The following is a 14914-nucleotide window of genomic DNA, read 5'->3' as shown; positions in this document are numbered from 1 at the left end:
CTAAGGTTTAACAGAACAAGAAATCAGCCTTTCGTCTGACTTCCCAGGTAGGCCTCAATCACTTTTGGGTCTTTCCGAATATCCTCAGGGCTGCCTTCAGCGATTTTACGGCCGTAGTCCAGGACCACGATGCGGTGGCAAATACCCATGATGACCCGCATGTCGTGTTCTACCAGCAAAATATTGATGCCCCTTTCAAGGATGGATTCGATCAGTTTCATGAGTTCGAGGGATTCTTGGGGATTCATCCCCGCCGCCGGCTCGTCCAGGAGCAATGTGCCGGGACGGGTCGCCAGGGCTCGAGCGATCTCCAACCTACGCTGGAAGCCGTACGGGAGATTTCCCGCGGGTTCATGCCGGACCTTGTAAAGGTCAAGGAACCCGAGGATCTCCTCCGCCTCCTCGCGGCTTTCCCTCTCCTCCTTTCGCTGGGAGGGAGTCCGGAAGATGGCGCCCAAGATTCCGATCCTCGTTCGGCAATGAAGCCCTGCAAGTACATTCTCCAGGGCTGTCATTGCCTTGAAAAGCCTGACATTCTGGAATGTGCGGGCGATCCCCGCTTCGACAATCTGGTGTGGCAGGAGATTGTTGAGGGATGTTTCACCGTAACGGACGGTCCCGGTGTTAGGAGTATATACCCCGGTGATGATGTTGAAGACCGTGGTCTTCCCTGCTCCATTGGGCCCGATGAGCCCCAGAATCTCTCCCGGGTGAAGGGTCATCTCCAAATCATCGACCGCTTTTAAGCCCCCGAAACTCTTCGTTACGTTTTGGAGTACCAATTCAGCCATTGGACCATTTGATATATTACGGAATACCTGGAGGGTTTTCACTTACTCGAAGGACCGTCTGCGCCCGATAATGGGAGAATAGGGCTAAATGGTCGAGACCTTTGTAAAACGCCCAACTTTGCCGATCTCAGCGCCTGCCAATGCATTGCACACAGGCAGGTTGGACTCAGATTCCAATCCTTGAAATACTCAATGTATTCCAATAGTTGAAATTTTCGTCCTCCTTAGACCTTGGACAAAATTGAACGGTTTCAAAGCCCTCTGCTCATCAGACCAAGCACCAAAGAAAAACAAAGAACAATATACACTTACGACCTTTAAATCTCACATCCCTTAAAAGAAGTCCGAAAAGAAGGTCGGGTCGTTTCATATAGGAATCGGCGGGTGAAGTCAAGAAGGAAGATCCCTGAACTCGACCAACTTCCCTCTCGGATTTCCTGATCTGGTGGTTCCCTGGAGCACGTCCGCTCCCGATGAATTCTGAAGCCGGATGTGAAGATTATCCGGTTTCATACGTTTGTAAAATAAGAAGGCGTTCGTTTCCCCAGCGCGGTTGGTGAATGGGGTTTTTCCCAAAATCTGCCACTGGTTATTTTTGTTGATTCCAGGGTGGATTTCCTTTAACTCTTGGTTCGGGTGACAACCGCCTATCCAGGTTTTATTTCCAGCGAAACGACGCGGAGGACAAAAAATCATGCTTGACAGGGTCGAAGACAGCCCCTTATACCCCCTCGCCAATCCCAGGAGCATCGCCCTTTTCGGTGCCTCCAACCGCGGGGATTCCATGGGGACCAGCCATCTCCTCTCTCTCCTTCACCTGGGATTTGAAGGACCTCTCTATCCCATTCATCCAACCGAAAAGCAGGTCCTGGGAATCAAAGCCTACCGGGATCCCGGGGAACTTCCCGAGGTGCCGGATCTGGCCCTCCTCGTACTGCCCACCCGGGTGGTCCCTGAGGTCCTAGAGGCTTGCGGGAAGAGTGGCATCCGGCATGCCATCGTGGTCTCGGGCGGGTTCAGGGAGGTCGGGGGGGAAGGCGTGCTCCTGGAGCGCCGCCTCAAGGAGATCGCCGCCAGGTACCGCATACGGTTCCTGGGACCCAATTGCATCGGGGTGGCAAATCCCCACCACCGACTCAATACCACCTTTTTCCAATTCGACGGCCGGGCGGGATATGTAGGACTTGCCTCCCAAAGCGGGAGCTTCGTCACCCAGATGTTCAAATTCTTGGACAACATGGAACTGGGTTTCAGCACTGCATTCAGCGTCGGCAACGAGGCCGATGTGGATATCGTGGATGCCATGGAATATCTCGGAGCCTGTCCCCGCACCAAGGTCATCGCCCTTTACATCGAAGGGATCACACGGGGGAGGTATTTCCTCGAAACTGCAAGGAGCATCGTTCCTCACAAGCCGATCGTTGCCTTCTATGCCGGGGGTTCCGGTGCGGGAAAACGGGCAAGCTTTTCCCATACAGGGGCTATGGCGGGTTCGGATCGGGTTTACGATGGTGCCTTTCGCCAGTGCGGCATCATCCGAGCCTCTTCCGTTACCGAGCTTTTCGACTTTTGCTGGGTACTGGCCACCCAGCCCAGGCCCCGGGGGGCCCGCGTCATCATCCAAACCCATTCCGGCGGACCGGGTGCAGCCGCCGCCGATGCCTGCGACCGGTCAGGACTGCAGATTCCCAATCTCTCCAGCGAAACCAAGGAAAGACTGGCCCCTTTCGTTCCTCCCACGGGAAGCCTCTCGAACCCTGTTGATATGACATATCACAAGGACCCCACCCACTATTTCGAGGAACTTCCCAGGATCCTCCTGGAAGATGAAGGGGCCGACATGCTTCTGGTCTATTTTCTGCTTCCCACCCAACTCGTTGAACAAACGTTGGGCCGAATGGGTGTGCCACGGGACCGTATCCGCGAGGAAACGAACAAATTCATCGACGAACATGCCAAAGCGATCTGCGCCCTTCCCGGCGCCCACCGAAAACCTCTAGTGGGATATACCTTCAGGGACCTCAAGGAAAGGTTTATCTTACGGCTCAGGAGTGGCGGAATACCTGTATTTCCGGAACCAGCACGTGCCGCCCGCGCAATGCGGGCCCTCGTTGAATACGCCCGCGCCTGCGGTCATTGAATGGTGCAAAAAAGGAAGGAGGGGGACTTTGAAAAGCCCCCCGTGAAGGGTTCAGAGACCGAGGTCTTGGTTGATCAGGACGACCTTGATCCGGCCCTTGGGAAAGGATTTTTCCGTGATGACCCAGTGATTGCAGATACGCTCAGGGCTCTTGCAGTCCTCGCAATTTCCGGTCTTTACGCAAGGCGTCTTCATGTCCAGGCGCATTGCATTGGCCGGGGCCACATAATTCTTGATCCTGAACATCCCGTCTTCCAGGTCCGGAACGATTTTATTTCTGCCGGCCAAAATGATTACATTCTTCGGTCCAAAGGTGATCCCCCCGACCCGGTTCCCTATCATATCCAGATTGATCAACATACCCGTTTCCGTCACAGCGTTGGTCCCTGTGATGAAAAGATCCACCAAGAGGGCTCGGCGCCGTCTCTCCATTACCTCTTCCCGGGGAATGCTCCTGTCGTAAGTATCCAGGATCTCTAAATCCGACCGGGCCTTTATAGCCTCGTAGAGCCCTGTGGTTGTGAAGGTTACTGAGCCTCCCCAGGAAACGCTCCTAGGGGCCACGGCCGGGAGAATATGGTCCAAGACCACCTCTTTGGCCTTACCTGCATCCTCGGCGAGAAAAACCTCGAAATTGTTCTCTTCCAGGGCCTTCTTGACTTCCTCGAGCCTCAAGCTCCAGTAATTTTCAATCGGTTTCTCCATTGTGCGCTCCTTTTCCGTGAAATCATTTGTTTTTCCTTTCACACGGATGCTCAAGGGAGATGTTCAGGACATCCGCCTCCCCTCCCCATGCAGGAAACGATTTATTCAACCTAAACTGAGCGTTTCAAAATTTTGATGAGATCCTTTTATTTAACAAGTCATCATATGGAACCCCTTCCATTAAAGTGCGTCGGTCGGTCTGAACGGATCCCTGTCGGGGCCCTATTCACAAAAGCGCCTTTCGATCCAAGGTCCGGTATTGGATCGCCTCGGCCACGTGGTGGGACCGGATTTCGGGGCTGCCCTCCAAATCCGCAATGGTTCTCGATATCTTCAAGATCCTCGCGTGGGCCCGGGCGCTCAGGGCGAATCGATCCATGGCATTTTCCAGGAGATCCATGGAACCGGCTTCCAGGCTGCAATACCTTCGAATGTGACGGCTTTCCATGTCCGCGTTGACGTGAACCTTTAGTCGGCTGAATCTCTCTTTCTGAATCTCCCTGGCCTTCTTGACCCGTCCAAGGATCTCGGCCGAGGTCTCCCCGGCATCCTCAGAGGCCAGGTCCTTGAAAGGAACCGCGGGGACATCCGTGTGAATGTCAATCCGATCCATCAAAGGCCCGGAAATTTTCGACCGGTACCTCTGGATCTGGAGCCGGGTGCAGGTACATTCACGTTTCGGATCTCCGAGAAAACCGCAAGGACAGGGATTCATGGCGGCCACCAGCATAAAATTGGCCGGATAGGTGACCGAAGAACTGGCCCTTGAAATGGTGACCTCCCTGTCTTCCATGGGTTGTCTGAGGACCTCCAGCACGTTCTTGCGAAATTCCGGCAACTCGTCCAGAAACAGAACCCCGTTGTGGGCAAGGCTCACTTCGCCGGGTTTGGGATTTTTCCCCCCACCGATGAGCCCGGCATCTGAAATGGTGTGGTGGGGAGCCCTGAAGGGACGGGTCTGAATCAAGCCCTTTCCCCTTGGCATGAGACCCATCACACTGTAAACCTTGGAAGTTTCCAGGGCCTCTTCGAAAGCGAGTTCAGGGAGGATGGTGGAAAGGCGCTTGGCGAGCATGGTCTTTCCAGCTCCAGGGGGCCCGATCATGATCATATTGTGTCCCCCGGCTGCGGCGATTTCCATCGCCCTCTTAACGCTTTCCTGTCCGCAGACATCGGAAAAATCGAAGGGATACTCCTCTTTACCGGGTTCGAAAGGGAGGTTATCGCCTGAAAAAGGCTCAATGGGTCGAATGCCCGAGAGAGCTTCGATCAACTGGGAAAGGCTTTTTAGGGGGTATATCTTTATCCCGCCGACAACAGAGGCCTCCGGCGCGTTTTCGGCCGGAAGGTAGATGCCCGCCAGACCTTGCTCCTTGGCCGCTATCGCCATGGGCAAAACTCCCTTTATGGGCCGGACGAGCCCGTCCAGGGCCATTTCTCCCAGGACTAGGTGCCCTGCATAGGAAGATGGAGAAACAAGTCCTGTTCCCGCAAGGATTCCGAGGGCCATGGGAAGGTCAAAGGCCGTTCCTTCCTTCTTGATATCGGCTGGGGCCAGATTTACCGTGATGCGATCCGAGGGGAAATGGTAACCGGAATTCCTGATAGCCGTTCTGACCCTTTCCTTGCTCTCGCGGACGGCCCCTTCCGGCAGCCCCACGGTTGAGAAGGAAGGGAGTCCCTGGCTGATATCCACCTCGACGTTCACGATATAGGCATCAATGCCGATGACGGCGCTGCTCAAGACCTTGGCGAGCATGTCTCTGGGCCTCACTCAGCTGGAAACGATGATCGGTTTGCCATGCCGTGCACCTTGGTAACGGCGATCCTGTTCTACTCGGGGAATTCGATTTCTCCGCCTGAAGCCATCCAGTCAACGACCATTCCAGTTAGAAATGGCCAGAGGGTCCAAGGATTCAAGGGGTCAAAGGCTCCCGGGCGATGAAATCTATTTAGTGCCCATCCATAAATGCCCCTTTTCCCCAATCTTCCGCCTTCGCTAAGGCTTCGGCGTGACAAGTCCGTCAGACAGCGGCGGACAAGCGGCGTCAGGCTCAGATTTTAATCCTCGAAATACTTCAATGTATGGATGCTTGTCCCGCTTGGGATACCAAGCGGGGGGGTTAAAATCTTCGCCTTCCTTGACCTTGAACAAAATTGCCTGCCTTATGGATGGACACTATTTACGCATACGCTCCGGAACCCGTGACCCCTCGAACCCTCTCGCATTAGATACTCAAACCAAATCGTCGCCTGGAGACGTGCCCCCCTCCCCCGGGCAAGGGTTTTACTATCACTCCCATAGGTAGACAATAAAATGCCCCTCCACCCCTGGACATCCAAAAAAAAGAATTTACATATAACATTCAGGCTGCTATAAAGTAAAGTTTATTTATGCCAAATATTGAGCTTATAGCCAGCCGTTCAGCATGAGGCGCGTTGGTCACCTTCGGCGCCCAAAGGTAACCGCCCCCTATTTAAGGGAGCAATACTTTTTGCAGGAGATCCCCAATGGCACGCATTACTGTAGAAGACTGCTTAAAGAAAGTAAACAACCGTTTCACGTTGATTCACATGGCGGCCAAACGGGTGCGCCAGCTCAGGAAAGGCGCGGAACCCACCATTCAGTCCAAGAACAAGGATATCGTTGTCTCACTCCGTGAGATCGCAGCAGGAAAGGTGGTCCTGGCGGATACTTCAAAGGAGACTCCTCAACTTCCGGATGACACGGGCATCCTGCTTGAAGGAGTCGAGCAACCCGAACCCCGTGAAATATCTGCTGAAACTCCAACGGAAGAAGAGAAGAAAGAAGAGATCGCGGAAGGTCAATAACGATGTACAAAAGGGACTACTATGAAGTCCTGGGCGTTTCCCGTTCCGCAGGCGAAGAAGAGATCAAGAAGGCCTACCGTAAACTGGCCATGAAATATCATCCTGATCGAAACCCGGGAGACAAGGAGGCCGAGGAAAAGTTCAAGGAAGCTGCGGAGGCATACGAAGTCCTGAGGGACAGGGAGAAACGTCAAATTTATGACCGTTACGGTCACGAAGGCCTTGAGGGAAGCGGCTTCAGGGGTTTCAGTGGTTTTGAGGACATCTTCAGCAGTTTCGGGGACATCTTCGAGGACTTTTTCGGATTCGGTTCCCGGAGAAGCCGCGGCAGAACACGGGCCAGGCAGGGCGACAGCCTCCGCTATGATCTGGAATTGACCCTCGAGGAGGCCTTCCACGGTAAAGAAGAGGAAATTTCCTTCATGAAATGGCAGGTTTGCGGGCTTTGCAACGGTTCAGGAATCAAACCAGGCAAGGAGCCCCAAATCTGCCCCACATGCCGGGGCCGGGGGCAGGTCGTCCGTTCCCAGGGGTTTTTCCAGATCACCACTACTTGCCCTGCATGCAACGGGCAGGGTCAGATCATCACGGATCCTTGCGAGGCGTGCAGGGGAGCGGGGAAAATCCGAAAGGAGCGGAAAATCACGCTCAAGATCCCTCCCGGGGTCGATACCGGCTCCCAATTAAGACTCCAAGGGGAAGGGGAACCCGGAGAATTCGGCGGGCCACCGGGAGATCTATTCGTTTTTATCCACATAAGGCAACACGATTTCTTCACCCGCGAGGGTGAGCACCTGCTCTGTGAAATCCCAGTCTCATTCGTTCAGGCCGCCCTCGGGGGGACCGTTCATATCCCCTTAATCGAAGCGGAGGACGGCTTTGAGCTGGAAATCCCACCCGGAACCCAGCCTGATGATATCCTGACGGTTCCGGGGAAGGGAATGCCGATGCTGAAGAGAAACAAGCGGGGGGATCTTTTCGTGAAGGTCCATGTGAAAATACCCAAGAAACTGACCCAGCGCCAGAGGGAGCTTCTGGAAGAATTCGCGAAGACCGAAGGGACAAAGTTCCGTCGAAAAGAGAAAACCTTTTGGGATAAAATTATGAAATAGTGATGAAGGAATCTAAGGCCATGTTATCAAAAAAGAAACTCGAACAGTTCAAAAAGGGCCTCGAAGAAAGACTGGAGGAACTCCTTCTTCAAGCCAACGAGACCGTGAGCGGCATGACTTCCGAAAAGGCGAATCTGCCGGATCCCTCCGACAGAGCCACTCTGGAATCGGACAGAAATTTCACCCTCAGGATCCGGGACAGGGAAAGAAAGCTGATCGGCAAGATCAAAGAAGCCCTGGAACGCATCGACAATGGGACCTACGGCATCTGTGAAGTCTGCGGAGAAGACATTTCGGAGGCTAGGTTGAAGGCCAGGCCCGTCACCACACTCTGCATCGAATGCAAGAAAAAACAGGAATCCGAAGAGAAAGCCAAGGGGATCTGATATCTCTGTTTTCGACAAGGGAAAAACAACCCGGCTCAAGCCGGTTTCTCCAGCTCTTCTCTTCCGCCCCTCTCATGGGCACCAAGCCCTTATGCCCCGCCTGAAGGGAGCCCCGACGGCCACCGGGAAGAGACCTTTGAAAAATGCTCTATTTTCAAGTTCAACCCTCCGGCCCGTAAGGCCTACGCCCCGGAGGGGAAGGCCAAAATTTCAACCGCCCCCCTTGGTATCCCAAGCGGGACAAGCATCCATACATTGAAGTATTTTGAGGATTGAAATTTGTCCGCGTTTCACTTGGACTCCCCACCCTTCGGGTGGGTGCCCGGTTTGAGCCTGACGCCGAAAATGAACAAAAGGGGGCGTTTTGCAAAGGTCTCCTGGAAATGACCGGTGACTGAATTAGTCCTCTATGCTACTATGCTGTCATGGAAAAGAAGCCGTCCCTAAAGGATCGATCTCCTTCCTCAAAAGGGAGACCGAAGGAAATCATCACTACCCATATCAATGCGGATTTCGATGCCCTCGCCTCCCTCATTGCAGCAAGAAAACTTTATCCAGGAGCGGCCCTCGTTTTTCCAGGATCGCAAGAAAGGAACCTCCGCAATTTCTACTTGCACTCGACCTCCTATCTCTTCGATTTCACAAGGATCAAAGATGTCGATTTCGACGAGGTAAAGAGGCTCGTCCTTGTGGATACACGGATGCGGAGCCGCATCGGGAAATTCGCCGACCTTGTGGACAGGGAAGGCCTGGAAATCCACATCTACGATCATCACCACGACTCCCATGAAGATATTCACGGAGACCTGGAAGTCATACGGCCTGTCGGCGCCACCACCTCCATCCTGACCGATATCATACGCCAGCGCAAAATCCCCATCAATCCCGACGAGGCCACCATCATGTGCCTGGGGATTCACGAGGATACGGGGTCCTTCACCTTCTCCTCAACCCGGCCCGAGGATCTGCGGGCCGCGGCATGGCTCGTTGAACAGGGAGCAAATCTCAATCTCATCGCCGACATGCTTCCACGGGAGTTCACGGCCGAACAGGTATGGCTGCTGAACGATCTTACACGCTCCGCCACCACCAGGGTTATCAACGGGGTCGAGGTCATCATCGCCAAGGTCATCAGGGAGGAATACATCGGGGATTTCGCGGTCCTGGTCCACAAATTCATGGAGATGGAAAACCTGAAGGTGATCTTTGCCTTGGCCCAGATGGAAGACAAGATCTACCTCGTGGCACGAAGCCGTGTGGAGGACGTCAACGTGGCCGAAATCGCCCTCGCATTCGGCGGCGGCGGGCATCCCCAGGCGGCATCAGCCACCATCAAGAACAAGACCCTGATCCAGGTTGAAAAATCCCTCCACCATCTTCTCCGCAGCCGGATCACCCCCCAGAAAAAGGCCAAGGATATGATGACCTCCCCGGTGATCCATGTGCCGGTGGACGAAACCATAAAGAACGCCGCGACCCTCATGACCCAATATAACATCAACGTCTTGGTGGCCCTCGACGAAAAGGGCGAACTCGCGGGGTACATCACTCGCCAAATCGTGGAAAAGGCCGTCTACTTCGGCCTGGGAGACATAAAGGTCAAGGATTACTTAAACATAGACGTCCCTACCGTAACTCCTGAAACCCCTCTCAAGGAGGTTCAGGAGAAAATCATCCAGGACAAGCTCAGGATCCTTCCCGTTGTTGAAAAGGGAAAGGTGGTGGGCGTCATCACCCGAACGGATCTCATGAACATCCTGGTGGGAGGTCCGGTGCTGCCAGATTTTCTTTACGAGTCCCGTCATGCGGCCCGGTTCGGCCGAAAGAAGAACATGTCGGCCATGCTCAAAGAACGTCTCCCGAGAAAGATTATAAAAATATTACGAGAGTTCGGTGTGGTTGCCGACATGCTGGGATACAACGCCTACCTGGTAGGCGGCGTGGTCCGGGACATCTTCCTGAAACGCGAAAACCTCGATATAGACATCGTGATCGAGGGGGACGGGATCCGCTTCGCGCAGGAATTTGCCAAGCAACACGAAGTCAAGGTCAGGAGCCATCGAAAATTCGGAACAGTGGTGCTCATCTTCCCTGACGGGTTCAAAGTGGATATCGCGACCGCCAGGATCGAATATTATGAATCTCCCGCCGCCCCGCCGAATGTGGAAATGAGCTCCCTGAAAATGGATCTTTACCGGAGGGATTTCACCATCAACACCCTCGCTGTCAAGCTGAACAAAAAGGAATTCGGAATCCTGGTGGACCACTTCGGGGCTGTGAAGGATCTCAGGGAAAAGGTGATCAGGGTGCTTCACAACCTCAGCTTCGTGGAGGACCCCACGCGGGTGCTGAGGGCCATACGTTTTGAGCAGCGATTCGGTTTCAAAATCGGCAAACTCACCCTTGCCCTGATCAAAAACGCCGTGAAGATCGAATCATTCAAGGCCCTCTCGGGAAGACGCCTTTTCACAGAGATAAAACTCATGCTCATGGAAGAGGAACCGGTTAAGGCCATCGAGAGGATGAACGAATTCGATCTCCTGCGGTTTCTCTCACCGGAAATCAAAGTGAACAACGACCTCTGGACGCTTCTCAGGGAGATCAGGGGGGTGCTCTATTGGTTCGACAATCTCTATCTGGATGAACCTTACGAATCGTGGAAGGTTTACTGGCATGGGCTCACGTCATCCCTCGAAGCGCCTGCCCTGGAGGATCTGATGGAACGCATGCAGGTGGGGGTCGGGGAGAGAAGGAGGATGATCGAGCAGCGGAGCCAAGTGAACGACGTGCTGGACAAACTGTACCGTTTCAGGGAGGGAGATAATTATCCTCTCTATACATTGCTCTCCCAATATGATACAGACATCCTGCTCTACATGATGGCCAAAAGCAAGAATCGTGGTGTCAGGCGGCTGATCTCAAAATATTTCACCCACTTGAAGGGGACTGAAACCATCCTGAGGGGAAAAGACCTGAAGGAACTGGGGTACCCCCCGGGTCCTCTATACCGGAGAATCCTGGACAGCCTCCTGGAGGCCAGGCTGAACGAAACCCTAAAGAGCAGGGAAGACGAAATCCTCTTCGTGAAGGATCACTTTCCAATATCCGCCGAGAGCGGAGGGAATCAGGAGCCGCCTTCCTGAGGCGCGGGAACACACAGCTTCCTTCCCGCCCCGTCTCCCAGGCGTGTTACCGATAACCAAGAAGGCAAGAGTTTTCCTCCCATTGTCCGGGGGACAAAATATGAATAAATTTGGAGCGGAATAAAGAAATGGGCAAGAAGAGAATCGTAAGCGGAATGAGACCGACCGGAAAACTCCACCTGGGTCACCTACATGGGGCCCTGAGCAATTGGATGGAGCTTCAAAAAGAATATGAGTGTTTCTTTTTCATTGCGGACTGGCATGCCCTGACGAGCGAATATGCCAATACGGGAACCATCCGGGAAAGCACCTTTGAGATCATCATCGATTGGATCTCAGTGGGACTCGACCCTGATGTCGCGACTTTTTTCGTACAATCCCAGATCAAAGAGCACTCGGAACTGCACCTGCTCCTTTCCATGATCACCCCGTTGCCCTGGCTGGAAAGGAACCCGACTTACAAAGAACAGCTCAGAGAACTGACCCAGAGAGATGTCTACACTTACGGTTTTCTCGGATATCCTGTTCTTCAGGCCGCCGATATCCTCATGTACAAGGCCAACGGCGTTCCCGTCGGAGAGGATCAGGCCCCACACGTGGAACTCACTCGGGAGATCGCCAGGCGGTTCAACCACCTTTATGGTCAGGTTTTCCCCGAACCCGACACCTTATTGGCACCTACCTCGAAGATCCTGGGGACTGACAGGAGAAAGATGAGCAAAAGCTATAACAATGCGCTCTTTCTATCTGATTCAATTGAGGATACGGAGAAAAAAGTAAGCCAAATGATCACTGATCCACAACGGGCCCGAAAAACCGACCCGGGACGTCCGGAGATCTGCAACGTCTTCTCTTTTCATGAAATCTATACACCACGTGAAGTTCTCCTTCAAATCGATGAAGACTGTCGAAATGCCTCAATCGGCTGTGTGGAGTGCAAGAAACGTATGAGCGAAAACTTGAACAAGGCCCTGGAACCTATTCGGGCCAAAAGGGCTGAGCTTGAGGCCGACATGAATTATGTGCGGGAAGTGGTGGAGAACGGGAATGCCCGTGCCAGAGAGGTAGCGCAAAAGACCATGATAGAAGTCAGGGAAGCCGTAAAGATCTAGCCCAAACCTCCCCACTGGGCCTAGGTGAGATCCCTTCTTTTTCACGTAAGGCCGCGCGGGAAACCTTACGAAGGCTTCTCAGCCTCCCATATACGGACCCGGCAGGTTTCCAAGTGGCAGAAACCATTTGATCCATCCGTATCGAGCGAAGGATTACCGAAGATTTGGGATAAAAATATACCATGCCATACGCCGGGCGCCCGGCACCAGGATCTGATGGAGCCTGAAAACAAATGCGGGCATCCACCAAAAGCCTTTGAGGCGGGACGGTTCATCATTGATGACGGTGGAAACCAAGGATTACGAAGTCAAACTTGAGATTTTTGAAGGGCCGATGGATCTTCTTGTCCATCTCATCCGAAAGAACGAGGTGGATATTTTTGATATCCCCATCGCCTTGATCACGGACCAGTACCTGGAATACATAGACATGATGAAGGCATTGAACATCACCGTGGCAGGCGAATTCCTGGTAATGGCCTCCACCCTCATGCACATCAAATCCAGGATGCTTCTGCCCAAGACCGACGATGAGGACGAAGAGGATCCAAGGGATGAAATCACCCGCCCCCTTATCGAATTTCTCCAGCTCAAGGAGGCGGCCGCTATGCTGGGTGAAAGGCCCCTCCTTGACAGGAACGTGTTTACGAGGAGGTTGCCGCGTGATTACCTCGAGCAGTTCCAGGCAGAAGAAGATGCCCCGTTTCAGGTCAACCTGTTTCAACTCATTGATGCCTTTAAAAGGGTTTTCGATCAGCGAGGTCCCCTCCCTCAACTCCATTTTCGGGCACAAGAGTGGTCTCTGAAAGAGAAGACCACGGTTATCCTTGACCGCCTGAAGGAGAAGGGGGTCTTGTTCTTCAGGGACCTCTTCACGGAAAAGGCACCCTTAGGGGAACTGGTCGTTACTTTCCTCGCCCTTCTAGAGCTTATTCAAAGGGGCCTTGTCAGGGCCTTTCAACCGGATCCGGAAGGAGATATCCGGCTCGAAGCCCGATTCAAGAAAACCGAGGATGACCAGAATGGTTAAGTCTTTGAAATTGATCATAGAAGCATTGCTCTTTTCATCAGATAAACCGCTGAGTCCGAAAGATATCCGGGATTGTCTGCCGGATGCCTCGCCGGCTGAGATCAGGAGCGCCCTAAAGGTCTTGAGATATGAATACGAGGCCATGGGGCGCAGCTTCACTCTCAAGGAGGTTGCCGGAGGTTACCAGCTCAGGACTCATCCCCAGTATGCACCCTACATTCGGAAGATGATCCAGAGTTCCCCAAGCAGGCTATCCAGGGCGGCCCTTGAGACCCTGGCCATTATTGCTTACAAGCAGCCTATTCTCCGCCAGGAGATAGAGAAATACAGGGGCGTTGACGTGGGGGGGATCTTGAAAACCCTCCTTGAAAAAGGACTCATCAGAATCATGGGGAGAAAGGACCTTCCCGGAAAACCCTTGATTTACGGAACGACGAAGCGCTTTCTGGAAGTCTTCGATCTCAAGGACCTCAACTCCCTCCCAAAACTCAAGGAAATCCAGTCCCTGGGTTCAGACGAACTGGAATCCGAGGCGCCTTTGAAAGAAGGGGGACCGGAGGGATTACCATCGCAAAGGAGCCTCATCCATGAGATCAAAGAAATCACCCAAAATGGGTTCTTCGAGGCCCAAAACCGGGATTCGGAAAAGGGCGCGGGGGATGCGCCGGGAGAAGGGGAAGAGGATGATGGAGGGCAGGCATCGGGAAGCGCGCCGGAAGACATCAAGGGGCGCCAAACCCGAGAAAGCCTCCCAACCAAAACCGGCCGAATGGACCCCGATCAAGAGCCCTCCGGGGGATGATAGAACCTTCCTGGTCCCCCAAAGGGTCAATCGAATCCTCTCACTTGCAGGGGTCTCCTCCCGTCGAAAAGCAGACGCGTTGATATCTGAGGGCCGGGTCACGGTCAACGGCCGGGTGGTTTCCGGTCCCGGTGCCAAGGCCCTTTGGGGTGTAGACAGGATCAAGGTAGATGGCCAGGAGATCCCCGGGCCTTCCCCGAGGATCTACCTCATGCTCAACAAGCCCTTTGGTTATCTCTGTTCCTTCAGCGATCCTGAAGGTCGGCCCGTTGTTACGGATCTCCTTGAAAATGTGCCCCAAAGGGTTTACTCCGTTGGAAGGCTCGATTTCGATACCCTGGGGCTTTTACTCCTGACCGATGACGGAGACTGGGCACATCGCCTTGCACACCCACGTTTCAGGGTTCCCAAGACTTACAAGGTTACGGTGAATGGATCCATTCCCGAGGCGATTTTGGAACGGTTGAGGAAAGGAGTATACCTTGACGATGGTTTCAGCGGCACGGCAAAAGTGGCCCGGTTGGGGGAGGAAAAGGGCAAGAGTCTTGTACGCATTACCGTCACGAGCGGCAGACGCCGACTTATTCGGCGGATGTTCGAGGCCGTCGGATTCCGGGTAGTACACCTGATCAGAACCGGGTACGGTGTGCTGGAACTCGGGGACCTGAAGATCGGTGAATACCGCCACCTGGAAACCCACGAGGTGGACGCCATGAAAAAAATGGTGGGCCTTAAATGATTTTTTTATTTGCATGCAGGGAAAGGATAGTGTAAAGAGTACACACATCCGGGCGGTTAACTCAGCGGGAGAGTGCCATCCTCACACGGTGGAAGTCGTGGGTTCAAATCCCACACCGCCCA

General features: G+C 53.6%; 12 protein-coding genes and 1 tRNA gene. 10 read left to right on the top strand and 3 right to left on the bottom strand.

The window, feature by feature from the left end; genetic code table 11:
• Positions 1 to 23: 23 nt before the first annotated feature.
• The gene (locus tag JRF57_10910) at positions 24 to 791 is read right to left on the bottom strand and encodes an ABC transporter ATP-binding protein (GenBank protein ID MBW2304208.1); all 768 of its coding nucleotides are present in this window, start codon (positions 789 to 791) and stop codon (positions 24 to 26) included.
• A gap of 694 nt (positions 792 to 1485) precedes the next feature.
• Between JRF57_10910 and JRF57_10905 the strand changes: the two genes are divergently transcribed.
• A complete protein-coding gene (locus tag JRF57_10905) occupies positions 1486 to 2931 on the top strand; it encodes a CoA-binding protein (GenBank protein ID MBW2304207.1) in 1446 nt (481 codons plus the stop codon).
• Positions 2932 to 2982: 51 nt separating this feature from the next.
• Here the strand turns inward: JRF57_10905 and JRF57_10900 are convergent, their stop codons facing one another.
• On the bottom strand, positions 2983 to 3636 hold the full coding sequence (locus tag JRF57_10900) for a lactate utilization protein (protein MBW2304206.1): 654 nt from the start codon (positions 3634 to 3636) through the stop codon (positions 2983 to 2985).
• Positions 3637 to 3862: 226 nt separating this feature from the next.
• Positions 3863 to 5395 (bottom strand): YifB family Mg chelatase-like AAA ATPase, encoded by a 1533-nt coding sequence (locus JRF57_10895; protein MBW2304205.1) that lies wholly within the window; start codon positions 5393 to 5395, stop codon positions 3863 to 3865.
• Positions 5396 to 6147: 752 nt separating this feature from the next.
• Between JRF57_10895 and JRF57_10890 the strand changes: the two genes are divergently transcribed.
• From JRF57_10890 to JRF57_10850, 9 genes are all read left to right on the top strand, one after another.
• Complete coding sequence (locus JRF57_10890; GenBank protein MBW2304204.1) at positions 6148 to 6468, top strand: DNA-directed RNA polymerase subunit omega; 321 nt, start codon at positions 6148 to 6150, stop codon at positions 6466 to 6468.
• 2 nt (positions 6469 to 6470) lie between these two features.
• Entirely contained in the window at positions 6471 to 7580 is a 1110-nt protein-coding gene (dnaJ, locus tag JRF57_10885; GenBank protein ID MBW2304203.1) for a molecular chaperone DnaJ, read from the top strand.
• Between the two features lie 20 nt (positions 7581 to 7600).
• Positions 7601 to 7966 carry an RNA polymerase-binding protein DksA gene (gene dksA, locus JRF57_10880; protein MBW2304202.1) on the top strand — a complete coding sequence of 122 codons (366 nt, stop codon included), beginning with the start codon at positions 7601 to 7603 and terminating at the stop codon, positions 7964 to 7966.
• A gap of 425 nt (positions 7967 to 8391) precedes the next feature.
• Complete coding sequence (locus JRF57_10875) at positions 8392 to 11109, top strand: CBS domain-containing protein (GenBank protein ID MBW2304201.1); 2718 nt, start codon at positions 8392 to 8394, stop codon at positions 11107 to 11109.
• A gap of 128 nt (positions 11110 to 11237) precedes the next feature.
• A complete protein-coding gene (gene trpS, locus JRF57_10870; GenBank protein ID MBW2304200.1) occupies positions 11238 to 12221 on the top strand; it encodes a tryptophan--tRNA ligase in 984 nt (327 codons plus the stop codon).
• 280 nt (positions 12222 to 12501) lie between these two features.
• A complete protein-coding gene (locus tag JRF57_10865) occupies positions 12502 to 13251 on the top strand; it encodes a segregation/condensation protein A (GenBank protein MBW2304199.1) in 750 nt (249 codons plus the stop codon).
• Positions 13244 to 14053: an SMC-Scp complex subunit ScpB gene (gene scpB, locus JRF57_10860; GenBank protein ID MBW2304198.1), complete on the top strand. Its 810-nt coding sequence runs from the start codon at positions 13244 to 13246 to the stop codon at positions 14051 to 14053. The genes JRF57_10865 and scpB overlap by 8 nt, the downstream gene beginning before the upstream one ends.
• Complete coding sequence (locus tag JRF57_10855; protein ID MBW2304197.1) at positions 13938 to 14792, top strand: rRNA pseudouridine synthase; 855 nt, start codon at positions 13938 to 13940, stop codon at positions 14790 to 14792. Before scpB ends, JRF57_10855 begins: the two co-directional genes overlap by 116 nt.
• Positions 14793 to 14842: 50 nt before the next feature.
• Positions 14843 to 14914 (top strand) — tRNA-Val (locus tag JRF57_10850).

The sequence above is a fragment of the Deltaproteobacteria bacterium genome, assembly GCA_019310525.1.
Taxonomy (GTDB): Bacteria; Desulfobacterota; DSM-4660; order Desulfatiglandales; family HGW-15; genus JAFDEE01.
The sequence above is the reverse complement of the archived record's forward strand: the minus strand, read 5'-3'. Positions and strand labels throughout refer to the sequence as shown.

Excerpts from the sequence above, each read along its gene's own strand:
- JRF57_10890 (MBW2304204.1), top strand. The coding sequence starts at position 6,148 with ATGGCACGCATTACTGTAGAAGACTGCTTAAAGAAAGTAAACAACCGT.
- scpB (MBW2304198.1), top strand. The coding sequence starts at position 13,244 with ATGGTTAAGTCTTTGAAATTGATCATAGAAGCATTGCTCTTTTCATCA.
- JRF57_10905 (MBW2304207.1), top strand. The coding sequence starts at position 1,486 with ATGCTTGACAGGGTCGAAGACAGCCCCTTATACCCCCTCGCCAATCCC.
- JRF57_10865 (MBW2304199.1), top strand. The coding sequence starts at position 12,502 with ATGACGGTGGAAACCAAGGATTACGAAGTCAAACTTGAGATTTTTGAA.
- JRF57_10900 (MBW2304206.1), bottom strand. The coding sequence starts at position 3,636 with ATGGAGAAACCGATTGAAAATTACTGGAGCTTGAGGCTCGAGGAAGTC.
- JRF57_10875 (MBW2304201.1), top strand. The coding sequence starts at position 8,392 with ATGGAAAAGAAGCCGTCCCTAAAGGATCGATCTCCTTCCTCAAAAGGG.
- dnaJ (MBW2304203.1), top strand. The coding sequence starts at position 6,471 with ATGTACAAAAGGGACTACTATGAAGTCCTGGGCGTTTCCCGTTCCGCA.
- dksA (MBW2304202.1), top strand. The coding sequence starts at position 7,601 with ATGTTATCAAAAAAGAAACTCGAACAGTTCAAAAAGGGCCTCGAAGAA.
- JRF57_10855 (MBW2304197.1), top strand. The coding sequence starts at position 13,938 with ATGGAGGGCAGGCATCGGGAAGCGCGCCGGAAGACATCAAGGGGCGCC.
- trpS (MBW2304200.1), top strand. The coding sequence starts at position 11,238 with ATGGGCAAGAAGAGAATCGTAAGCGGAATGAGACCGACCGGAAAACTC.
- JRF57_10910 (MBW2304208.1), bottom strand. The coding sequence starts at position 791 with ATGGCTGAATTGGTACTCCAAAACGTAACGAAGAGTTTCGGGGGCTTA.
- JRF57_10895 (MBW2304205.1), bottom strand. The coding sequence starts at position 5,395 with ATGCTCGCCAAGGTCTTGAGCAGCGCCGTCATCGGCATTGATGCCTAT.